The 22090-nt window shown below is 75.3% G+C and carries 20 protein-coding genes; 8 read left to right on the forward strand and 12 right to left on the reverse strand.

All coding sequences use genetic code 11. The features are described 5' to 3' along the window. Positions 1-49 precede the first annotated feature (49 nt). The 3 genes from ACRYM0_RS14635 to ACRYM0_RS14645 are packed head-to-tail and all read right to left on the reverse strand — an operon-like array spanning position 50 to position 3255. Entirely contained in the window at positions 50-943 is an 894-nt protein-coding gene (locus ACRYM0_RS14635) for a carbohydrate ABC transporter permease (protein WP_432506276.1), read from the reverse strand. Continuing rightward, complete coding sequence (locus ACRYM0_RS14640) at positions 940-1881, reverse strand: carbohydrate ABC transporter permease (RefSeq protein WP_432506278.1); 942 nt, start codon at positions 1879-1881, stop codon at positions 940-942. Before ACRYM0_RS14640 ends, ACRYM0_RS14635 begins: the two co-directional genes overlap by 4 nt. Positions 1882-1905: 24 nt before the next feature. Then, a complete protein-coding gene (locus ACRYM0_RS14645) occupies positions 1906-3255 on the reverse strand; it encodes an ABC transporter substrate-binding protein (protein WP_432506280.1) in 1350 nt (449 codons plus the stop codon). Positions 3256-3419: 164 nt separating this feature from the next. On the opposite strand from ACRYM0_RS14645, the gene ACRYM0_RS14650 reads away from it, so the two are divergent. Both ACRYM0_RS14650 and ACRYM0_RS14655 read left to right on the forward strand, forming a co-directional pair. Then, positions 3420-5384, forward strand: a complete 1965-nt coding sequence (locus tag ACRYM0_RS14650; RefSeq protein WP_432506282.1) for a DUF6807 family protein — start codon at positions 3420-3422, stop codon at positions 5382-5384. A gap of 143 nt (positions 5385-5527) precedes the next feature. Next, positions 5528-6370, forward strand: a complete 843-nt coding sequence (locus ACRYM0_RS14655; RefSeq protein WP_432506284.1) for an HpcH/HpaI aldolase/citrate lyase family protein — start codon at positions 5528-5530, stop codon at positions 6368-6370. A gap of 43 nt (positions 6371-6413) precedes the next feature. Here ACRYM0_RS14655 and ACRYM0_RS14660 read toward each other — a convergent pair whose 3' ends face one another. Both ACRYM0_RS14660 and ACRYM0_RS14665 read right to left on the reverse strand, forming a co-directional pair. Beyond that, complete coding sequence (locus tag ACRYM0_RS14660) at positions 6414-7469, reverse strand: ScyD/ScyE family protein (protein WP_432506286.1); 1056 nt, start codon at positions 7467-7469, stop codon at positions 6414-6416. Positions 7470-7547: 78 nt separating this feature from the next. Beyond that, positions 7548-8555: a helix-turn-helix transcriptional regulator gene (locus tag ACRYM0_RS14665; RefSeq protein WP_432506288.1), complete on the reverse strand. Its 1008-nt coding sequence runs from the start codon at positions 8553-8555 to the stop codon at positions 7548-7550. A gap of 61 nt (positions 8556-8616) precedes the next feature. Here ACRYM0_RS14665 and ACRYM0_RS14670 point away from each other — a divergent pair, with 61 nt between their 5' ends. Continuing rightward, positions 8617-9558 (forward strand): SDR family oxidoreductase, encoded by a 942-nt coding sequence (locus tag ACRYM0_RS14670; RefSeq protein ID WP_432506290.1) that lies wholly within the window; start codon positions 8617-8619, stop codon positions 9556-9558. 15 nt (positions 9559-9573) lie between these two features. Here the strand turns inward: ACRYM0_RS14670 and ACRYM0_RS14675 are convergent, their stop codons facing one another. From ACRYM0_RS14675 to hisC, 5 genes are all read right to left on the reverse strand, one after another. Then, positions 9574-10329, reverse strand: coding sequence for a ZIP family metal transporter (locus ACRYM0_RS14675; RefSeq protein ID WP_432506292.1), 756 nt, complete (start codon positions 10327-10329; stop codon positions 9574-9576). A 63-nt stretch (positions 10330-10392) separates the two neighbouring features. Continuing rightward, a complete protein-coding gene (locus ACRYM0_RS14680; RefSeq protein ID WP_432506294.1) occupies positions 10393-11742 on the reverse strand; it encodes a dihydrolipoamide acetyltransferase family protein in 1350 nt (449 codons plus the stop codon). A gap of 65 nt (positions 11743-11807) precedes the next feature. Continuing rightward, complete coding sequence (locus ACRYM0_RS14685) at positions 11808-12791, reverse strand: alpha-ketoacid dehydrogenase subunit beta (protein WP_432506296.1); 984 nt, start codon at positions 12789-12791, stop codon at positions 11808-11810. Next, a complete protein-coding gene (locus tag ACRYM0_RS14690) occupies positions 12791-13918 on the reverse strand; it encodes a thiamine pyrophosphate-dependent dehydrogenase E1 component subunit alpha (RefSeq protein WP_432506311.1) in 1128 nt (375 codons plus the stop codon). The genes ACRYM0_RS14685 and ACRYM0_RS14690 overlap by 1 nt, the downstream gene beginning before the upstream one ends. Before the next feature lie 169 nt (positions 13919-14087). Beyond that, positions 14088-15182: a histidinol-phosphate transaminase gene (gene hisC, locus ACRYM0_RS14695; protein ID WP_432506298.1), complete on the reverse strand. Its 1095-nt coding sequence runs from the start codon at positions 15180-15182 to the stop codon at positions 14088-14090. A gap of 167 nt (positions 15183-15349) precedes the next feature. On the opposite strand from hisC, the gene ACRYM0_RS14700 reads away from it, so the two are divergent. Continuing rightward, complete coding sequence (locus ACRYM0_RS14700; RefSeq protein ID WP_432506299.1) at positions 15350-15883, forward strand: flavin reductase family protein; 534 nt, start codon at positions 15350-15352, stop codon at positions 15881-15883. 13 nt (positions 15884-15896) lie between these two features. Here ACRYM0_RS14700 and ACRYM0_RS14705 read toward each other — a convergent pair whose 3' ends face one another. Both ACRYM0_RS14705 and ACRYM0_RS14710 read right to left on the reverse strand, forming a co-directional pair. Next, positions 15897-17501, reverse strand: coding sequence for a hypothetical protein (locus tag ACRYM0_RS14705; protein ID WP_432506301.1), 1605 nt, complete (start codon positions 17499-17501; stop codon positions 15897-15899). After that, the gene (locus ACRYM0_RS14710) at positions 17498-17791 is read right to left on the reverse strand and encodes a hypothetical protein (protein WP_432506303.1); all 294 of its coding nucleotides are present in this window, start codon (positions 17789-17791) and stop codon (positions 17498-17500) included. Before ACRYM0_RS14710 ends, ACRYM0_RS14705 begins: the two co-directional genes overlap by 4 nt. A gap of 154 nt (positions 17792-17945) precedes the next feature. On the opposite strand from ACRYM0_RS14710, the gene ACRYM0_RS14715 reads away from it, so the two are divergent. Genes ACRYM0_RS14715 through ACRYM0_RS14730 form a run of 4 tightly spaced genes read left to right on the forward strand, consistent with a single transcriptional unit; the run spans position 17946 to position 21812 of the window. Further along, positions 17946-18734 (forward strand): fructosamine kinase family protein, encoded by a 789-nt coding sequence (locus ACRYM0_RS14715; protein WP_432506304.1) that lies wholly within the window; start codon positions 17946-17948, stop codon positions 18732-18734. Further along, positions 18731-19318: a molybdenum cofactor biosysynthesis protein gene (locus tag ACRYM0_RS14720; protein ID WP_432506306.1), complete on the forward strand. Its 588-nt coding sequence runs from the start codon at positions 18731-18733 to the stop codon at positions 19316-19318. Before ACRYM0_RS14715 ends, ACRYM0_RS14720 begins: the two co-directional genes overlap by 4 nt. 42 nt (positions 19319-19360) lie before the next feature. Continuing rightward, the gene (gene purB / locus ACRYM0_RS14725) at positions 19361-20776 is read left to right on the forward strand and encodes an adenylosuccinate lyase (RefSeq protein ID WP_432506307.1); all 1416 of its coding nucleotides are present in this window, start codon (positions 19361-19363) and stop codon (positions 20774-20776) included. A gap of 1 nt (position 20777) precedes the next feature. Next, positions 20778-21812 (forward strand): zinc-binding dehydrogenase, encoded by a 1035-nt coding sequence (locus ACRYM0_RS14730; protein WP_432506309.1) that lies wholly within the window; start codon positions 20778-20780, stop codon positions 21810-21812. Positions 21813-22090 lie beyond the last annotated feature (278 nt).

Consider the following 22090-nt stretch of genomic DNA (forward strand, 5'->3'; position numbering starts at 1 on the left):
GCCGCACCCCTTCGGCAGGGGTGCGGCGCTGCGCGCTCGGGGGTGCGGGTCAGCCCTTGACGGCCCCGGCCGACAGCCCCTGCACCAGGAAGCGCTGCACGTAGGCGAACACCAGGACGACGGGCACCACGGCCACGACGCCGCCGGCGGCCAGCGCGCCGAAGTCGACGCTGTACTCACCCAGCATGTAGCTCAGGCCGACGGGCACGGTGAACTGGTCCTGGGAGTTCAGGAACATGAGCGCGAACAGGAAGTTGTTCCACGAGGAGATGAAGGCGAACGAGCTGATCGCCACGATGCCGGGCCGCAGCAGCGGCAGCACCACCGCCAGGAAGCCGCGCAGCCGGCCGCACCCGTCGATCCAGGACGACTCCTCCAGCTCCACCGGGATGTTGCGGATGAAGCCGGCCATGAGGATGAGCGACAGCGGCAGCTGGAACACCGTGTCGGCCACGACGATGCTCCACAGGGAGTTGATGAGCCCGGTGGTGCGGAAGACGTCGAACAGCGGGATGAGCAGCATCGCACCGGGCACGAACTGGCTGGCGAGCATGGCGACCATGAACAGCGTCTTGCCGCGGAAGCGGAACCGCGCCAGGCCGTAGCCGCCCAGCAGGGCGATCACCGTGGTGAGCACGAGCGTCAGCGTCGCGATGACCACGGAGTTGACGAAGAAGGTCGCGAAGCCCGCGCCGTTCCACACCGTCGCGAAGTGCTCGAAGGTGATCGGCCAGGGCACCAGCGCGGTGGACCCGGTCTCGCGCAGCGCGAAGAGCAGGATCCAGTAGAACGGCACGAGCGTGAACAGCAGGTACACCCCCAGGGGGGCGTAGATCGCCCACCGGGGGGCGCGGCGGGCCCGCGCCAGCCCGTCGCCGCGGGTGGACGTCTCGTCGCGGTGGACGGTGGGACCGTCGGTGGCGAGGGTGGGCGCGGTGCTCATTCCTTGTCCTCCCGGCCGGCGCGGACCAGCCACAGGTAGGTGATCGAGAAGACGGCGAGGATCGCGAAGGCGGCCATGGTGAGGGCGGCGCCGTAGCCGAACTCCTTGGCGTCGATGGCCTGGCGCGCCACGTACAGCGGCAGGGTCATCGTGGCGTTGCCCGGGCCGCCGCCGGTGAGGGTGTAGAGCAGGTCGACGTTGTTGAACTCCCAGACCGCGCGCAGCAGCGTGGACAGGATGATGGCGTTCTTCAGGTGGGGCAGGGTGATGGACCAGAACCGGCGGAGGCGGCCGGCGCCGTCCACCTCGGCGGCCTCGTACAGGTCGCCGGAGGCGGACTGCAGGTCGGCGAGGATGAGGATGGCGAAGAATGGCACCCCTCGCCACAGCTCGGCCAGCACCGCGGCCCAGAACGCGGAGGTGGAGTCGATGAGCGGGCTGGTGCCGTAGCTGCCGATCCCGAAGTCCGCCAGGTAGCGGCCGAAACCCGTGGTCGGGTTGTAGATGAGCAGCCAGATCGTCGTGGTGAGCACCCCGGAGACCGCCCAGGGCGAGAAGACCAGCGCCCGGGCCAGGGCCCGGCCGATGAACGACTCGTTGATGACGAGCGCCAGGGCCAGGCCGAAGACGAGCTGCAGGCTCACCTCGACGACGACCCACTGGGCCGTGAAGACGAGGCTGTCCCAGAACATCGGGTCGCGGAACATCTGGACGTAGTTGTCCAGGCCGATGAAGCCGTTCGCCCACGGCTTGGTGACGTTGTACTTGAAGAGGCTGTAGTAGGCGACGCTCCCGATGGGGTACACCAGGAAGACCGCCATGAGCACCGCGGTGGGCGCGATGAGGGCGTAAGGGGTCCACCGCTCGCGGCGCGCCCGCCGCACCGGCGCCGGGGCGCCGGTGGGCGGTCGGGAGGTGTCCCGGCTGAGCACTGCCATGTCGTCCTCCGCTCGGTCCCGGGCTCAGCGCCCGGCGTACTGCTCGTACTCGGCCAGCGCCTGCTCGAAGCGCTCGGCGTACTTGGTGAGGAACGCCTCCGGCGCCATGGCGCCGGTCAGGACGGCCTGCAGGTCCGGCTCCATCTCCGTCTTGCAGATGGAGGCGTAGTCGGGCAGGTAGATCGGCAGCTGGACGTACTGGGTCTTCGGGTCCTCGGCGGTCTCCACGATCTCGCGCAGGGGCTGCGAGTCCTGGAGCCACGGCGCTTCCTGAGCCTCCAGGCTGGCCGGGACCTGGCCGACGGCCTCGGCGTAGGAGGAGTTCCCGGTGGTGGTCATGTACTCGATGAACTCCCAGGCGGCGGCCTTGGCGTCGCTCTCGGCCATGAGCCCCAGGCCGGAGATGGCCGGCGTGGTGGCGGTGACGACGCCGTCCTCGTCGGGGAACGGCTGCACCCCCGCGACGTTCTGCGCCCCCAGGGCCTTCACGTGGTCCTGGTAGGAGCCGAGGTTGTGGTGGGTGGCCCACGCCGAGCCGCCGTCGAACGCCGCGACGATCTTGGGGTAGTCGTTGGTGAGGTCGGCCTCGGCGCTGACACTGCCGTACAGCGACACGTAGCGCTTGAAGGCCTCGACGTTGGCGGGGTCGTCCAGCGTGGCCTGGCCGTCCTCGGTGAAGAACTCCCCGACGCCGGACATCCCGTAGGTCATGGCGAACATCGGGGGCATGGAGCCGGGGCCGCCGCGGAAGGCGTAGCCGAAGCGGTTCTCGTCCGGGGCGTTGAGCTGCTGCGTGCGCTCGAAGAACTCGTCGTAGCTGGTGGGCTCGCTCAGGCCCGCCTGCGCCAGCCAGTCGGTGCGGTACCAGATGACGTCGGACAGCGAGGTCAGCGGCACCTTGTACAGCCCGTCGTCGGGGGCGTTGCCGCGCTCGCTATCCACCATCGTGGGGTCGCTCGCGTCGGCCAGCCCGGAGGACTCGAAGACCTCGTCGACGCGGGTCAGCGCGTTCTGGGCGATGAGGTTGGCGACGTCGTTGCCGACGAGCAGGACGTCGGGGACGGCGCCGGAGGCCAGCGCGTTGTCGACCTTCTGCAGCGCCGAGGAGTTCGGCAGGCCGACGTACTCCACGTCGATCTCGGGGTGCTCCGCCTCGAAGTCGGCGATGAGGCCCTCCCACACCGGGGTGAGGGTGGCGTTGGCGTTGGTGTCCCAGAACTCCACGGTGCCGGTGGGCTCGCCCCAGTCGGAGGCGTCGGCGGCCTCCGCGGCGGGCGCCTGCGACGCCGAGGGGCCCATGCAGCCGGTGAGGCCGATCAGCAGGGCCGTCGCGGGCGCGGCGAGGACGGCACGGCCGCGGGGACGGTTCGTCATGTCTACCTGCTCTCGTCGTTGAGGTGCTGGCTCCCCGGCCCCCGCAGGAAACCGGTTCCCGGGAAGCTAGCACAACGGGAACCGGTTTCCCATCGACTAGCCTGGCCCCGACCGCGCCAGGACGGCCCGGCGCGACCACGCGGTGGTGGAGGGGGGGCAGCGCCATGGCCAGGGCGACCAGGGGCGGCGCGACGATCAGCGAGGTGGCCGCCGCGGCCGGCGTCTCGCGCGCCACGGTCTCGCGCGTCATGAACCGCCGCTCCACCGTGGCCGCCGACATCGCAGCACGCGTGCAGGCCGTCGCCGAGGAGCTGCAGTACCGCCCCAGCGACCTCGCCCGAGGCCTGTCGCTGGGGCGCACCGGCACCGTCGCCCTCGTGGTGCCCGACCTGGGCAACCCCGTCTTCCAGCAGGTCGTGCGCGGGGCGATGGCCGCCGCCGCGCAGCAGGACCAGCGGGTCCTCGTCGCCGAGACCCTCGACGCCAGCGACGACGAGGCCACCGTCGCGCTGCAGGCCCGCCGGCGCTGCGACGCGCTGGTGCTCGCCGCGCCGCGCACCCCGGAACCGGAGCTGCGGGCCCTGCTGGCGCAGGTGTCCCCCGTCGTCCTCACCGACCGCCCCCTCGACGGCATCGACGCGCCCGTGGTGCGGGTGGACTACGCCCACGGCGTGCACGCCCTGGTGGACCACCTCGTCGGGCTGGGCCACCGGCACCTGGCGGTGCTGGCCGGACCGCCCACCACCGCCTCGAGCGGCGTGCGCGCCCGCGCCCTGGAGGAGGCCGCCCGCCGGCACGGGGACCTGCGCATCAGCACGATCGCCACCGGCTCCACCGTCGAGGCCGGCCACCGGGTGGCCGACGAGGTCCTCGGCACCCGGGCGACCGCGGCGCTGGCCTTCAACGACCTGGTCGCCTTCGGCCTGCTGGCCCGCCTCAACGAGATCGGCGTGGCCGTCCCCGGCGACATCTCCGTCACCGGTTTCGACGACGTCGAACTGGCCCGGTACGCGACCCCCTCCCTGACCACCACGGGCGTCGACCAGGCCGAGATCGGCCGGCTCGCGATGCGCCACCTGGCGCACCTGACCGGCGCCCCGGCCGCCCCGGACGCCGCGAGCGGGGTGCTGGTGCCCGTCCTGGCGGTGCGCGCCAGCACCGGCCCCGTGCCGCCGCCCCGGCGGCTGCCGGTGCACTCCCCCGGTGCCGCGGGGCTCGTGCAGCGGCGGGCCGGCGGCGGGCGGGCGCGCTGGCGCACGGAGGGGACCGGGCGCGCGGTCCTGGAGGGCCTGGGCACGCCCCTGGCCCGCTACGCCGACGGCTCGGGCATGCCACCGGTGCACAGCCGGCGCCCCCACCTGCACCCGGTGCACTCCCTGGCCGGCGTCCCCGTCACCGCGAGCAGCCCCGTGGACCACCGCCACCACTACGGCGCATCGCTGGCCGTGGACGACGTCGACGGCACCTCGTACTGGGGCGGGCGCACCTTCGTGCCCGGCAGCGGGCCGACGCTGCTGCTGAACCACGGCCACCAGCGGGCCGAGGCGCCGCAGGTGCGGCACTCCGGCGCGTCCCTGACGGGTCCGGTCACCTGGCTCGACCAGGACGGCACCGCGCAGCTGCACGAGGAGCGCACGCTCACCGGCGCGGTGGCCCCGGAGGTGGAGGCCTGGGCGCTGGGCTGGCGCAGCGACCTGCGCGCACCGCGGACCACGACAGTCACCAGCCCCGCGGTGCGCGGACGCCCCGGCGCCGGCTACGGCGGGCTGTTCTGGCGGCTGGCCGGCGCCGACGAGACGCAGGTGCTCACGCAGGACGCCGGCGACGAGCGCGACGTGCACGGCTCGACCACCCCGTGGCTGGCGCTCACCCGGCGCCACGGCCGGTCCTGGTCCAGCGTGCTGCTGGTGCAGGACGAGGGCCCGCTGCTGCCGTGGTTCGTGCGGGTGTCCGACTACGTGGGCGCCGGCCCCTCGGTGGCGTGGTCCGAGCCGCTGGTGCTGCAGGAGGGTGCGACGGTGCGGTTGTCGCTGACGACGGTGGTGGTGGACCGCCGCGTGGACGCCGCCGACGCCGCCGACCTGGCCGAGCTGGCGGTCGCCCGGGTGCGGAGCGCACGGGAGGGCTGAGGGGCCGCCGTGCGCGACGTCACGCCGCCCCGGGGCGTCCTCCGGCACGCTCGCTCGGGGGCGGCCGCTACGGTCGGTGCGGTTCAGGAGCCGGCGGCGAGGCCGGCGAGGGGAGCCGGCCGCGGCCGGGTGAGGAGACGGACATGAGCACCGACAGGGCGGTCCACGTCGTGGAGCCGCGGTACGCGCGCACCTGGCTGCTGGTGAACGCCGCCCGCGCGGACCTCTTCGACACCGCGGCCCGGTCCCGCGCCGACCAGGTCGTGCTCGACGTGGAGGACGCCGTCGACCCCAGCCGCAAGGACGCCGCCCGCCAGGACGTCGTCGCGTGGCTGCGCGCCGGCGGGCGCGCCTTCGTGCGCATCAACGACGTCACCACCGCGCACTGGCGCGACGACGTCGAGCAGCTGCGCGGCACCCCGAACCTGCTGGGCGTGGTGCTGGCCAAGACGGAGTCCGGCGAGCAGGTCACCGACACGTTCGAGGCCCTGGGCGGCCAGACGCCCGTGGTGGCGCTGGTGGAGTCCGCCCTCGGCATCGAGGAGGCCCGTTCCATCGCGTGCGCGCGCGGCGCCTTCCGCCTCGCGTTCGGCTCCGGCGACTACCGCCGCGACACCGGCGCCAGCGCCGACGACCTGGCCATGGCCTACCCGCGCAGCCGCCTCGTCGTGGCCAGCCGCATCGGCGGCCTGCCCGGCCCGGTCGACGGCCCCACCGTCGGCGGCGGCCTGCCGGAACTGCGGGACAACTCCTCGGTCGCGGTGTCGCTGGGCATGATGGGCAAGCTGTGCCTGGACTCCGACCAGGCCCCCGTCATCAACGAGGTGATGAGCCCCACCGCCACCGACGCCACCTGGGCGCAGGACGTCGTGGAGGGGTTCGAGGCCAGCGGCGGCGTGGTCCGCGACGGTTCCGACCTGCCGCGCCTGGGCCGCGCCCGGCGCATCCTGGAGCTCGCCGAGGCGTTCGGCATCCAGCCGCTGTGAGGCGAGGGGCGGGCGGTCCCCCCGGCCGCCCGCCCCGGTTCCCTCAGTCCTCCGCGGTGAACGCGGAGGAGTCCACCCGGACGACCTGCCCGAGGCCGCCCTGCCCCAGGAACGCCCCCGCCACGCTCCACGCGGTGGCGTGCAAGGCTCCCTGCGCCCAGCGCAGCCCCAGCGGCGTCGGCACCTGGGCGACCGAGCGGGACCCGTCGACGTCCACCCGGACGATCCGGCCGACGGTCGAGGGGTCGAAACCGGGTTCCGGCTCACCGGGGGGCGCGCCCTCCAGCACCTCGGAGACGTACACCTCGCCGTCGTCGCCGACGGCCACCCCCGTCGGGGCGTCCAGGCCGGTGATCTCCCGCAGCAGTTCCCCGGTGCCCGGGTCGAGCACGTAGACGCGGCCCTCGCCGGGTGCCTCACCGGCGAGCCCCGACACGTACAGGTTCCCGTCCGGTCCCCACGCCAGGCCCGTCGGCACCGGGTCGCACCCGGCGTGCTCGGGGTCGTTGTTCTCCACGCCCTCGCAAGGGCCGGTGGTGACGACGTCCGGGACGAAGAACGTGCTGACCGTGCCGTGCCGGTCGACGGCCAGCACGGCGTTCGCCCCGGCGTCCGCGACGTACGCGTACGCCGCCCCGTGGCCCCTGCCGCCGAGCACGGCGAACGGGTTGCTCAGCGCGTCCAGCGGCGCGCCGTCGTCGCCGAACTGCCGCTGGCCGTCGGGGTTCTCCGCCAGTTCGTAGGCGGCCAGGTCGGCCAGCGGACGCGGACCCACCCCCGGCTTGGACAGGTAGAGCGTGGAGGCCCCCGGGTCCTCCCCCTCGCCGGTGACGACGAGCAACCCCTCGCCCGTGCGGTCGACCCCCGCCGGGGCCGGGAAACCCGCCACCCGCACGACCGGGCCCCGGCCGCCGGGGATGATCCCGCTGATCTCGCCCGTGGTGCTCTCGGCCACGTAGAACTTGCCGTTGCGGTACGACAGCCCGAACGGGTCGTCGAGCCCCTGTGCGACGACCTCGACCCGCTCGTGGTGCGCCGGGGCACCCGCTCCGGCCGGTGCGGCCAGGCCGAGGCCGGCCACCGTCGCGATGGTGATCACTGATGCTGCCCTGAACCGGTGCGCCATCCGATCCTCCAACCCTGACGGGGTCGTCGTCGGCCCCGTGGGCCGCGGACGCTACTCCGAACGGGTGACGCCGGCCAGTACCTCTCCCGGGGGACAGGTGTGCGCCTCCAGCACCCGGCCGGCCAGCGCGGCCAGTTCCCGCCGCACCTGCGCAGGTTCCACGACCACCACGTCCGCGCCCAGCGCGAGCAACTGCCCGGCGGCGACCGCGGGGTCCTCCAGGGCGAACCGCACCGTCCGCCAGCCCGCGGCGTCCGGTTCGCCGGCGCTCGCCAGCGCCTCGGCCGCCACCTGCTCGCCGAGCACCGGCGGCAGCGCCCGCACCCCGCGCGGGGACAGCCGCGCGGTGACGGCCACCCGCCCCAGCGAACGCGCGAACTGCGCCGACGACGTCGCCCACCACGCGGCCAGGTCGAAACCCGCCGGCCGCTCGAAGCGCCCGGGCAGCAGTTCGGCGCCGCCGGCGCGGGCGACCCGGTACGTGCGCACCCGCCCCCGCGAGGACGCCACCAGGTACCAGACCCCCGCCTTGAGGACCAGACCCAGTGGTTCCAGGGTCCGCTCGGCGCCCTCCCCCGCCGGGCCGTACGCGAGGCGCACCGGCCGCTGCTCCCACACCGCCCGCGCCAGCACCGCCAGCTCCGGGGTGTCGTCCTCGGCGCGGAACCAGCCGGACGCGTCGAGGTGGAACCGCTGCGCCAGGGCCCCGGCCCGCTCGCGCAGCTCCTGCGGCAGGGTCGCGGCCACCTTCGCGTGCGCCGCGGCGACCGCCCCGTCCAGCCCCAGGTCGGACAGCGCCCGCGGCGCGCTGAGGGTGAGCAGCGCGACCGCCTCCCGGGAGGTCAGCCCGTCCAGGTGCGAACGCCAGCCGTCGACGAGCCGCACGCCGCCGCCGCGTCCGGGTTCGCTCCAGATCGGCACGCCGGCCGCGCGCAGCGCGGCGACGTCCCGGTGGGCGGTGCGCGTCGACACGCCGAGCTCGCGCGCCAGTTCCGCCACCGTCGCCGCCCGGCGCCGCTGCAGCTGGAACAGCAGGGCCACGAGCCTCTCGGAACGCACGCGACCATCGTGCCCGGGAACCCTGACGGCAGCTGTCAGGGTTGCGCGCGACGGTGGTCGCGTGAGCGAGCAGAGCACTGACTGGACCTCTCCCGACCTGACCGGCCGCATCGCCCTCGTGGCGGGCGGCACCCGCGGCGCGAGCCGCGCGATCGCCGTCGAGCTCGGCCGTGCCGGGGCGACGGTGTGGGTGACCGGCCGCTCCAGCGCCGCCGCCCGCTCCGAGGTGGGCCGTCCCGAGACCGTCGAGGAGACCGCCGCCCTCGTCGACGCCGCCGGCGGCCGCGGCGTGCCGGTGCGCTGCGACCACCTCGACCCCGCACAGGTGCAGGCGCTGGCCGCGCGGGTGGACGCCGAGCACGGCCGTCTCGACGTCCTCGTCGACGGCGTGTGGGGCGGTGACCACCTGATGACGTGGGGAGCGCCGGTGTGGGAGCACGACCTGGCCGCGAGCCTGCGGATGCTGCGGCTGGGGATCGAGTCGCACGTCGTCACCGCGCACGCGCTGCTGCCCCTGCTGCTGCGGGAGCCCGGTGGCCTCGCGGTGGTGATGACGGACGGGACCGCCGAGCACAACTCCCGCTACCGCACCGGCACCACCCTGGCGTTCCACGTCGCCAAGGCCGCCTCGCACCCGCTCGCGGTGGCGCTGGCCGCCGAGACCGCACCGCACGGCTGCACCGCCGTCGCGCTGACCCCCGGGTGGCTCCGCTCGGAGGCGATGCTGGAGACGTTCGGCGTCACGGAGGAGAACTGGCGCGACGCGCTGGAGCAGGAACCCCACTTCGCCATCTCGGAGTCGCCGACCTTCACGGGCCGGTGCGTGGCGGCGCTGGCCGCCGACCCGCAGCGCTCCCGGTTCTCCGGGCGGACCCTGGACTCCGGGTCCCTGGCGCGCGAGTACGGGATCGACGACGTCGACGGCAGCCGGCCCGACGGGAACCGGTACGTCACGGAGGTGGTGCTGACCGGCCGGCCGGCGGACACCACCGGGTACCGCTGAACCCGGTCGCGCCGCTCAGGCGCCCAGACGGCTGATCGTGAACGCGACGAGGAAACCCAGCGTCGTGATGAGGCCGGTGAGCACGTGCGTGCGCTCGAACGCCTCCGGGATCATCGTGTCGGCGATCATCGTGAGGATCGCCCCGGCGGCCAGGGCCGTGATGCCGGCGATGACCTGGGGCGAGGCGCTGCCCAGGGCCAGGTACCCCAGGGCGGCGGCCAGGGCGCTGACGAGCGCGATGCCGCCCCACACCCCGAAGACGTACCCCGCGCTGCGCCCGGCCTTCTTCATGCCGGCGACGCTGGACAGCCCCTCCGGGACGTTCGAGATGAACACCGCCGCCACGACCGCGGTGCTCACCCCGCCGCCGCCGAGCAGCCCCACGCCCAGCACGACCGACTCGGGGATGCCGTCGAGCAGGGCCCCGATCGCGATGGCCGCACCGCTGCCGCCCTGCTGCGACTCCGACGGCTGCTGCCCACCGGAGCGCTTGCGGTGCCGGGCACCGTGCCGGTCCAGCACCGCGTTGGCCGCGACGTACACCAGGGCGCCGGCCAGGAAGCTCAGCGTCGTCACCAGCAGGCCGCCGGTGTCCGCCGCCTCCTGGGTGAGGTCGAAGGCCAGCGCGGAGATCAGGACCCCTGCGCCGAACGCCATCACCCCGGCGACGATCCGGGACGGCACCCGGACGAACCAGGAGATCGCCGCACCGACGACCAGGGCGGCCCCGCCCAGCAGCCCCCACAGCCCCGCCTCGAACCAGCCCGGCATCCCCGCTCCCCTCGTCGTCCTCCGACCGGGGCACCTACCCGGTGGAGTCCCGGGGAAACCGCCTCAGGTCCAGGTGACGGCCCGCGCGGGGTCCTCCAGCACGGCGGCGATGTCGGCCAGGGCCCGCGAGCCGCTCTCCCCGTCGAGCATCCGGTGGTCGAACGACAGGCTCAGGGTCGCCAGGTAGCGCGGCTTCACCTTGCCCTTGTGCACCCACGGCTTCTGGGCGATCTTGCCGACCGCCAGGATCGCCGCCTCGCCCGGGTTGAGGATCGGGGTGCCGGTGTCGATGCCGAACGTGCCGACGTTCGTGATGGTGATGGTCCCCTCGGCCAGGTCGGCCGGCTGCGCCTTGCCCTCGCGCGCCCGGGCGGCCACCTCGCCCAGGGAGACGGCGAGGTCCTTCAGGGTCATCTCGTCGGCGTCCTTGACGTTCGGCACCAGCAGCCCGCGCGGAGTGGCCACCGCGATGCCCAGGTTCACGTAGTTCTTCACCACGATCACCTGGTTCTGCTCGTCCCAGGTCGCGTTGATGTCCGGGTTGCGGCGCACCGCCACCAGCAGCGCCTTGGCCACCAGCAGCAGCGGCGAGACGCGCACCCCGGTGAACTCCGGGTCGGTCTTGAGCCGCTGCACCAGCTTCATCGTGCGGGTCGCGTCGACCGTGGTGAACACCGTGACGTGCGGGGCGGAGAACGCGCTCTCCACCATCGCCGCGGCGGTGGCCTTGCGCACCCCGCGGATCGGCACGTGCCGCTCACGCTCGTGCCGGTCCTCGCGCCACGCCGGCTCGGTGGGCGCCGTGGGCACCAGGGCCAGGACGTCGGCGCGGGTGACGGTGCCGCCCGGGCCGGTGGGAGCCGCGTCGGCCAGGTCCACCCCGAGGTCGCGGGCCAGCTTGCGCACCGGGGGCTTGGCCAGGACGTGCCCGCCGCCGGTGCGAGCGGGCGCGGGCCCCGGAGCGGGGACCGGGGCGGGGCTCGCGGGGGCCGCAGCCGAGCTCCGGCGACGGCGCACGGTGCTCTCGCGCGTGCCGTACCCCACGAGGGTGGCCCCCGACCCCTCGGCGTCGTCCGCGGCCGGCTCGGGCGCCTCACCGTGCCGGCGCTGCGGATCGATCGCGGGTTCCGTCGCCGAGCGGTTCCCCGGCGCGTCCGCGCCCACCGCACCGGCGACCCCGTCACCGATGACGACGATGTCCGCGCCGACCTCGACGGTCGCCCCCTCGGCCACCAGGAGTTCCACGACCGTGCCGGCGTAGGGGCTCGGCAGCTCGACGAGCGACTTGGCCGTCTCGATCTCGACGAGGACGTCGTTGACCGCGACGGTGTCGCCGGCGCGCACCTTCCACGACACGATCTCGGCCTCGGTGAGTCCTTCGCCCACGTCGGGCAGGGCGAACCGCTGGTGCACAGGTCCCCTTCGGGTTTCTCGGGTTCTTCGGGTCGCGGGTTCTTCGATCCGTGGCGGCGCGCGGTTCAGGCCGCGAGCGCCTGCTCCACGGCGTCCAGGACGCGGTCGACCGATGGCAGGTAGTGCTCCTCCACGCGGGCCGCCGGGTACGGCAGGTGGTACCCGCCGACGCGCTTGACGGGAGCCTCCAGGGAGTAGAAGCACCGCTCGGTGATCTGCGCGGCGATCTCCGCCCCCGCACCGTGGAACACGGGAGCCTCCTGGACCACGACGAGCCGGCCGGTGCGGCGCACCGACTCCGCCACCGTGTCGACGTCCAGCGGGGAGATCGAGCGCAGGTCCACGACCTCCAGCTGCGTGCCGTCCTGCGCGGCCTCCGCGGCGGCGTCCAGCGCGAGCTTGACCGTGGGCCCGTACGCCACGAGCGTGGCGTCGGTGCCGGGGCGCAGCACCCGCGCGCGGTGCAGCGGCGTCACCTGGCCGGGGCCCAGGTCGGTGTCCACGTCGCCCTTGTCCCAGTAGCGGCGTTCCGGCTCCATGAACACCACCGGGTCCGCGCAGGCGATCGACTGCTGCACCATCCAGTACGCGTCGTGCGCGGTGGAGGGGTACACCACGCGCAGCCCGGCGGTGTGCGCGAACAGCACCTCCGGGCTCTCGGAGTGGTGCTCCACCGAACCGATGCCGCCGCCCGCGGGCATGCGGATGACCACCGGCACCGACAGGCGGCCGCGCGAGCGCGCCCGCAGCTTCGCCAGCTGGGTGACGATCTGGCTGAACGCCGGGTACACGAACCCGTTGAACTGGATCTCGCACACCGGCCGGTACCCGCGCAGCGCCATCCCGAGCGCGGTGCCGACGATGCCGGCCTCGGCCAGCGGGGTGTCCAGGACGCGGTCCTCGCCGAAGTCCTTCTGCAGCCCGTCGGTGACGCGGAACACCCCGCCCAGGCGGCCGATGTCCTCGCCCATCAGCAGCACCCGCGGGTCGCGGTCCATCGCGGCCCGCAGGCCGGCGTTGATCGCCTTGGCGATCGGCATGCGCTCCATCAGCGGCCCCTCCCGGCGGTGGCGTGCTGGTCCTGGTGCTCCTGCTGCGGCGCGTCCTGCTCGTGGCGGGCCCAGGCGGCGAGGAACTCGTCGCGCTCGGCCTGCACCTGCGGGTGCGGCTCGGCGTAGGCGTGCTCGAACATCGACGCCGGGCTCGGGTCGGGCATGTCGCGCACCCCGGCGCGCAGCCTCGTGGCGAACTCGTCGGCCTCCACGGCCAGCGCCTCCTCGAAGGCGTCGTCCAGGACGCCCTCGGCGCGCAGGTGGGTGCGCAGCCGGTCGATCGGGTCGCGGTCGCGCCAGGCGTCGACCTCCGCCGCGTCGCGGTAGCGACCGGGGTCGTCGGCGGTGGTGTGCGCGCCCATCCGGTACGTGTACGCCTCGACGAACGTGGGGCCACCGCCGCCGCGGGCGCGCTCCAGGGCGGCGCGCAGCACGGCCAGCACGGCCAGCACGTCGTTGCCGTCGACGAGGACGCCGGGCACCCCGACGCCCTCGGCGCGCCGGTGCAGCGGCACCGTCGACTGCCGTCGCACGGGCTCGGAGATCGCCCACTGGTTGTTCTGGCACAGGAACACGACGGGGGCGTGGTAGACGGCCGCCCACGTCAGGGCCTCGGCGGTCTCGCCCTGGCTGGTGGCGCCGTCGCCCAGGCAGGCCACGACGGCCGTGTCGCGCCCCGGGTCGCCGGTGCCGACGGCGCCGTCGCGCTGCACCCCCATGGCGTAGCCGACGGCCGGCAGCAGCTGGGCGGCGATGACCAGCGTGTACGGGTGCACGCCGAGCGCCACCGGGTCCCAGCCGCCGTGGTCGACGCCCCGGTACAGGCTCAGCACGTGCAGCGGGTCCGCCTCGCGCACCAGCAGGAAGCCGTGGTCGCGGTAGGTGGGGAAGACGTGGTCCTGGCGGCGCAGGGCGCGGGCGGCGCCGACCTGCGCGGCCTCCTGGCCGCGGCTGCCCGCCCACAGACCCAGCTGCCCCTGGCGCTGGAGGGCCTCGGCCTCGGTGTCCAGCCGGCGCATGAGCACCAGGTCGCGCAGCAGGCCGAGCAGCTCGTCCGGTTCGAGCCGCACGTCGTACCCCGGGTGCTCGCGGCGGACGCCGTCGGCGTCCAGCAGCTGCACCATCTCGCCGGCGCGGTACCCGGCCGGGTCGGTCGCTGCCTCGCTCACGTGCTCCCCCTCCGTCGGACGCCACCGGTGGCCGGGGACCGCGGCCCGAACCTACGGTCCCGTACCTTACGGGTGCGTACCCTACGCGAGAGTAGGTCGACGTTCCACGGGACGCGGGCGCGCGTCAGCGCAGCCGGGCCGCCACGTCCAGGAAGCGGGAGTTCGCCGCCGCCTCCCCGACCGTGACGCGCACCCCGTCCGAGCCGTACCCCCGCACCGACAGCCCCTCCACGCCGAAGGCGTCGACGAGCGCGGGCGTGCGCTCGCCCGCCGGCAGCCACACGAAGTTGCCCTGCGCGTCCGGGACCGCCCAGCCCTGCTCGCGCAACCCGTCGGCGACGCGGCGACGCTCGGCCACCAGCGCGGCCACCCGCCCCATCAGCTCCTCCTCGGCCGCCTCCTGCAGCGAGGCCACCACCGCCGCCTGCGCGATGCCGCTCACCCCGAACGGCGTCGCCGCCCGCCGGAGGGTCGAGGCGACCTCCGGGTGCGCGGCCGCCACGCCCACGCGCAGCCCCGCCAGCCCGTACGCCTTGGAGAAGGTGCGCAGCACCACCACGTTCGGGTGGGCGCGCAGCACGTCCAGCCCGTCGGGCACCTCCGGGTCGTCGACGAACTCCCGGTACGCCTCGTCCAGCACCACCAGCACGTCGCCGGGGACCTGCGCCAGGAAACCCTCCAGCTCCCCGGAACGGATCGCCGGGCCGGTGGGGTTGTTCGGCGAGCACAGCACCACCACCCGGGTGCGCGCGGTGATCGCCGCGAGCATCGCCGGCAGGTCGTGGCGGGACTCGGCCGTCAGCGGGACGTGCACGGCCGTCGCGTCGGCGATGGCAGCGGTGATCGGGTACGCCTCGAACGAACGCCACGCGAACACCACCTCGTCGCCGGGGTCGCAGGTGATCTCCACCAGCTGCGCCAGCAGCCGCACGCTGCCGGTGGCCGCCGCCAGCTGCTCCGGCCCCACGGCCCACCGGCGCCCCACCGCATCGAGCATCGCCCCCGCCGCGGGGTCGGGGTAGCGGTTCACCTGCGAGGCCGCCCGGGTGATGGCCGTCAGCACGCTCGGCAGCGGCGGGTACGGGTTCTCGTTGGAGGAGAGCTTGAACGCCTCCACCCCCTCCCGCACAGCGGGCGGACGGCCGGCCACGTAGGCGGGGACCTTCGCCATGTTCGCCCGCAGGCGCGGGAGCAGCTCGACGGCGCTGGGGGTGGGCACGGGGCCAGCTTAGGACCGCTCCCCGCTGCGACCGGGGGCACCGGCGGCGGCGGGAGCGCACCGCGCGGCGCTCGCGGGTACGGTCGCCGGGCGACACCCCGGAGCCCACCGGGGCGGTCGGCGACGCACGCGACCCGAGACCACCCCGAGCAGCTGGACGGTTCCCCATGCGCGATCCCGGCACCGAGCGCACCCCCCGCCTGGTCCCCTTCGAGGACGACCCGTCGGCGTTGCGCTCGACCTTCGCCCTGTTCCCCTCGGGCGTGGCCGCGCTGTCCGCCGTCGTGGACGGCGAGCCGGTCGTGCTCGTCGCCTCCTCCTTCCAGGTCGGCATCTCCGCCGACCCCCCGCTGGTGCTCTTCGCCGTGCAGCACACCTCCACGAGCTGGCCCAGGCTGCGCAACGCACCGCGGCTGGGCGTGTCCGTGCTCGGTGAGGCCCACGACGCCGTCGCCCGCCAGCTGGCCTCCAGGGCCGCCGACCGCTTCGCCGGCGTCGAGACCACGACGACGCCCACCGGGGCGCACCTGGTCCACGGCGCACCCGTGTGGATGGAGTGCAGCATCCACTCCGAGGTCCCCGCCGGCGACCACGACGTCGTGCTGCTGCAGGTGCACGCCACGGGCACCGCCCCCGACACCGAGCCGCTGGTGTGGCACGGCTCCTCCTTCCGCGCGCTCACGCCCCGCACCGGCGCCTGAACCGCACCGCGGCTCACCGCCGCTGCGCGCGGTAGTCGAAGACGTCGACGCGGGCACCGGGGGCGTCGAGGAAGGCGCCGGCGGAGCGCCGGTAGCCCACCAGGGCCTCGTCGGTGCTGGAGTCGACGAGGGCGGCGGTGTCCAGGTAGCTGCGCCACCCGTGCGCGACCAGCGGGTCGTCGGCCACGGCCGCGGCGAAGTCCGGGTCGTCGCCGACGTCACGGCGCACGACGGTGCGCGACGCCGATCCCCGGGCGGCCTCCCCGTCGAGGGCGGGCACGAGGTCACCGGTGTGCTCCAGCGAGAGCACCCGCACCCCCGCGGGCACCCGGATGCCGTCGACGGGTGAACCGGCGGTGACGACGTGGGTGACGCGGTAGGCCTGCAGGAAGGCCTCGTCGGAGGCCAGCGCCGCAGCCGTCAGCCCGCCCTGGCTGTGCCCGGCCAGCATCACCGGCTCCTGCGCACCCACGCCGGCCAGCCGCATCGCCTCGGCGACGGCGGCCGTGGTGGCGGTCGGCTGACCGGCCACGGCCCGCAGGTTCGTCGTCAGGTCCATGGGGGTGCCGCCGGCCGCCGGCAGCGGCGTCCAGTCCTGCGTGCCGGGCACCTCGACGATCCACGCGACCGACCCGTCGGCGTGCGTGACCCGTTCCAGCCGCACGACCCCCGCCTCGGGCCGGCCCGCCGCGGGCATGCGGTCCCCCACCGAGCCCGCCGGGCCGTCCGGCGCGAAACCGGTGGACTGGTGCGCCACCCCGTCGAGGACCTCGGCGATGCCCCGGGGCGGGCGGGTGGGCACGGCCCGCGGCGCCGCGGGCGACACCTGCACCTCGGTCCGCCGGAACAGCGGGCTCACACCCCCCACCGCGGTCAGGGCACCGGCGATCTCCGCCGCTCCCGCACCGGGACGCAGGAGCTGAGGAGCTAGCACCGTGAGCCCTGCTCCCAGCAGGGGGGATCGTCCCGCGGCGGTCTGCAGCACCGCCGGAGCGGTGGCCACGGCCTCCTGCACGAGCCAGGGGTGCTCGGCGAGCAGCAGACCGGCCCGGTGGACGTCGCCGCGCACGAGGTCGTCGACCCGGCCGTGCTCCTCGCGGGCGATCGCGGTCAACTCGTCCAGGTCCAGCTCACCGCGGGCGGCCACCTGCGCCAGGGCCCGGACCAGCACGGCGTCCTGGGCCTGCGCGGTGCGCAGCGCGACGTCGGCGGCCAGCAGCCCGGCAGCACCCGCGGCCAGCGCCGGCGCGGCCTCCACCACGACCTCCGCCGCTGCACGGCGCGCGACCTGCACGGCCGCGTCCGCGGCGGCCTCCCCCGCCCGGTAGCGCAGCGACGCCGTGCGCAGCAGCGCGGACAGCAGCAGCACCCGGGCGGCCAGGGGCACGGCCGCCCCCGGACCGAGCAGCAGCTCCGCGAGGGCCCGCTCGGCGGGAACCCCGGTCGCCGGCACCAGGGGCGCGCTGAGAAGCAACGCCGGGTCCAGGGCGGTGGCCGCCAGCTCCGCACCGCACGTGGCGACGTCGGCGGCGGCCCGAGCCAGCACTGCGGCGGCGGCGTCGAGCGCGTCGGGGTCGACGGCGAGGGAGCCTGCGCTGACGGTCAGCGCGTCGCTCACGCCGCACCCGCGGACGAACCGGTCCCCGCGGCGGTCGCCGCACCGAGGGCCACGACGGCACCGCGGTGCGCCGCGAGCCGCCCGGCGGCCTCCTCGCACCCCGCGGCGAGGGCGCCGGCAGCGCGGACCACCTCGGCCAGCCGCGAGCGGAAGGCGGCCGCACCGGCCCCGTCCCAGTCGATCCCGTCGACGCCGGCGAGCCGCTCGCCCGCCTCGCGCACGCCCTCGCCGACGCGGGCCACCTCGCGCACCAGCGCCCCCAGCCGTGCCTCACCCAGTTCCGGCCCCACCTGCGCTCCTCCCTCCCGGCCACCACCCGGCCGGTCCCCGTCCTCGCCGCGAGGACGCTAGGCCGCACCGCCGGCCCCTCCCCCGCCGCGCGGCGGCGCCTGTGGACACCGGCCCCGGGGTGCCCGTTGTGCAGCGCCCGGTGACCATGGGGGCGTGAGCGCGGGAGCGACCGGCGGGCGGGAGTTCGTGAAGCGGGCGGCAGCACCGCCGGGAGCGCTGGCGGCCGAGGCCGCCGGGCTGGCATGGCTCGCCGCGGCCGGCGGGGCGGCGGTGTGCCGGGTGCGCGAGGTGCGCGAGGACGCCCTCGTGCTCGACCGCGTCGAGGAGGTCCCCGCCACGGCCGCAGCCGCCGAGGCGTTCGGGCGCGACCTGGCCACCACCCACGCCGCGGGCGCGGACCGCTTCGGAGCACCGCCCCCGGGTGTGCCGGGGGACGCGTGGATCGCGTCGCTGCCCCTGCCGATGAGCCCCGCCCCCGAACCGTGGGGGCTCTTCTACGCGACCCGGCGGGTGCAGCCGTACCTGCGCACGGCGCGCGACCGCGGCGCGGTGGACGCGGCGGGCGCGGCGCTCGTCGAGCGCGTGTGCCAGCGGCTGAACGAGGGCGACGAGGCCCTGTGCGCCGGCGGCGAGCGCCCCGCGCGCCTGCACGGGGACCTGTGGTCCGGCAACGTGCTGTGGTCGCCGGGCGGGGTGGTGCTCATCGACTGCGCCGCGCACGGCGGCCACCCCGAGACGGACCTGGCGATGCTGGCCCTGTTCGGGCTGCCCCACCTGGAGCGGGTGCTCGCCGCATGCACAGAGGCGGCGGGCACGCCCGCCGGGTGGCGGGACCGGGTGCCCCTGCACCAGCTGCACCCCCTGCTCGTGCACGCCACCCTGTTCGGCGGCGGGTACGGCGCCCAGGCTGTGCGCGCGGCCGAGCGGGCGCTGGCCCTGTGAGCAGCCAGGCGGGCGCACCGCTGCACGAGCACCCCGTCGAGGTCCTGCACCTGCTGGTCTCCCCCGGGCACGCCTACTTCGGCCGCCCCCGCGAGGGGGCGGCGCAGGTGCCCACCCACGACCTCGACGAGGTGGAGGTGGTGGCGGGCAAGGGGATCCGCGGGGACCGGTTCTTCGGCAAGGCCGCCCACATGGACGCCGCCGTGACCTTCCTGGCGGTCGAGGCGTGGGAGGCGGTCGCCGCCGACCTGGCACTGCCCGCCGTACCGGACCCCCTGCTGGCGCGGCGCAACCTCGTCGTGCGCGGCGTCGAGCTGGATCCGTTGCGCGGGCACGAGTTCGAGCTGGTCACCGACGCCGGGACGGTGCGCCTGCGCGGCGGACGGCCGGCGAACCCGTGCGCGTGGATGGACCGCGTCGTCGCCGACGGCGCCCACCGCGCGATGCGCGGTCGCGGCGGGCTGCGCTGCACCCCCGTGTCCGACGGGCGGTTGTCGCGCGGTCCCGGCGTGCTGCGCTCCCCCGTCCCGCTGGACCCGTCTCGCGCCGGCGAGGCGGTGCTGCGCCGCACGCCCCTGCCGTGACCGAGGTGCGCGGGCTCGGGCGGCGGTCGTGGCCGTGGGACCATGGGGCGCGTGACCGCAGCGCCCGTGGACCTCGCACCCGCCAGCCTCGGAGAACCGGCCCTCGGCCCCCTCGACGGGCGCTACCGCCGCTCCGTGGCGCCCCTGGCCGAGCACCTGTCCGAGGCGGCGCTGAACCGCCGCCGCATCCACGTCGAGGTCGAGTGGCTCATCCACCTCGGCACGCACGACGTCGTGCCGGGGGTGCGCCGCCTGACCGGCGAGGAGGTCGCGCTGCTGCGCGCGCTGCCGCTGCGCTTCGACGCCGCGGCCGTGGCCGAGCTCGCCGAGATCGAGCGCATCACCGTCCACGACGTCAAGGCCGTGGAGTACTGGATCAAGCGGCGCCTCGAGGGCACGTCGTTGGCCGACGTCGCCGAACTGGTGCACCTGTTCTGCACCAGCGAGGACATCAACAACCTCTCCTACGCCCTCATGGTGCGCGACGCGGTGCAGCAGGTGTGGCTGCCGGCCGCGACCGCCCTCACCGACGACGTCGCGCGCATGGCCCACGAGCTGCGCGACCTGCCGATGCTCAGCCGCACCCACGGCCAGCCCGCGACGCCGACGACGCTCGGCAAGGAGCTCGCGGTCCTCGCGCACCGGCTGCGCCGGCAGCTGGTCCGCGTGGGGCGCGCGGAGTTCCTCGGCAAGTTCAACGGCGCCACCGGCACCTACGCCGCCCACCGCACCGCCGTGCCCGGCACCGACTGGCCGGCGGTGTCGAGGGCCTTCGTGGAGTCCCTGGGCCTGACGTGGAACCCGCTGACCACGCAGATCGAGTCCCACGACTGGCAGGCGGAGCTGTACGCGGACGTCTCCCGCTTCGGCCGGGTGCTGCACAACCTCTGCACCGACGTGTGGACGTACATCTCCTACGGCTACTTCGCGCAGGTTCGCGGTCAGGGGACCGTCGGGTCCTCCACGATGCCGCACAAGGTGAACCCCATCCGGTTCGAGAACGCCGAGGCCAACCTGGAGGTCTCCGGCGGGCTGTTCCGGGTGCTGGAGGAGACGCTGACGACCTCCCGGCTCCAGCGCGACCTCACCGACTCCTCCACGCAGCGCAACATCGGTGTCGCCTTCGGCCACTCCCTGCTGGCGATCGAGAACGCGCGCAAGGGCCTGGCCGGCCTGGACGCGGTGCCCGCCGCACTGGCCGCCGACCTGGACGCGACCTGGGAGGTCCTGGGCGAGGCGGTGCAGTCGGTGATGCGCGTGCACGGGCTGCCCGAGCCGTACGAACGGCTCAAGGAGCTGACCCGCGGCCGCAAGGTGGACCAGTCCAAGCTGCGCGAGTTCGTCGCGGGCTTGGGGTTGCCGGAGGGTGAGGCGGCCCGCCTGTCGCTGCTGACGCCGGGCGACTACACCGGCGACGCCTCCGCCCTGGTCGACGTCCTCGACCGGCCCTCCGCCTGAGGTGCGCGCGGTCCTCGTCGAGCGGTTCGGGGCCCTGCCCCGCCTGACGGAGGTCCCCGACCCCGCTCCCGCCCCGCACGGGGTGGTCGTCGCCGTCGAGGCGACGGGGGTGTGCCGCAGCGACTGGCACGCGTGGCAGGGCCACGACGAGGACGTGGCCCTGCCCCACGTGCCCGGTCACGAGCTCGCGGGCACCGTGGTCGCGGTCGGCGGGAGCGTGCGCGGTTGGCGCCCCGGGGACAGGGTCACCACCCCGTTCGTGACGGCCTGCGGCACCTGCCCGGAGTGCGCCGCCGGCGAGCAGCAGGTGTGCCGGGCGCAGACCCAGCCGGGCTTCACCGGCTGGGGCTCCTTCGCCGAGCTGGTGGCTCTGGACCACGCCGACGTCAACCTCGTGCGCCTGCGCGACGACCTGCCGTCCAGCGCCGCCGCGGCGCTCGGCTGCAGGGTCGCGACGGCGTTCCGGGCGGTCTCGGACGTGGCGCGGGTGCGCCCCGGTGAGTTCGTCGCCGTGCACGGGTGCGGCGGTGTGGGCCTGTCGGCCGTGGCGATCGCCGCCGCGGCGGGCGCGCGGGTCGTGGCCACGGACCCGTCTCCGGCGGCGCGGGCACTGGCAGCGTCCTTCGGCGCTGAACACGTGGTCGACCCCACCGACGGCCCTGTCGCGGCCGCGGTCGAGCACCTCACCGGTGGGGGCGCCCACGTATCTATCGACGCGGTCGGCCTGCCGGCCACGTGCGAGGCGTCGGTGCGCTGCCTGCGCCGCCGGGGTCGCCACGTGCAGGTCGGCTTGCTGCCGGCCGCGGCGGGCCCTGCGACGGTGCCGATGGACCGGGTCATCGCGCTGGAGCTGCAGGTCCTCGGCAGCCACGGCATGGCCGCCCACGACTACCCGCGCCTCATGTCGCTGGTCACCTCGGGCGCTTTCCCCCTGGCACGCCTGGTGGGCCGGGAGCTCCCCCTGGAGGCGGGTCCCCGGGCGCTGAGCGACCTCGAACGCCCGGTGACCGCCGGCATCACCGTGCTGCGCCCCTGAGCACCGCACCCCGCGTCACAGGTGGGGACGGGTGCGTCGCGGATCGGCCCAGTACGTCCTGCCCCTGGCTCGGCGAACCGCAGCAGCAGGCCGTCGGACAGCAGGACGTCGGTGAGCAGGCGTCAGCTCGACGCGGGGCGCTTCGATATGGCCCCGGAACGCACGAAAGGCCCCACACCCCCCACAGGGGCGCAGGGCCTTTCACGACCTCACCACAAAAAGTGAGTGGCCGGCAGTGACCTACTCTCCCACCCAGTCTCCCAGGCAGTACCATCGGC

Origin of the sequence: Kineococcus arenarius subsp. arenarius, assembly GCF_050871845.1 — a bacterium.
In the GTDB taxonomy this organism is placed as follows: Bacteria; Actinomycetota; Actinomycetes; order Actinomycetales; family Kineococcaceae; genus Kineococcus.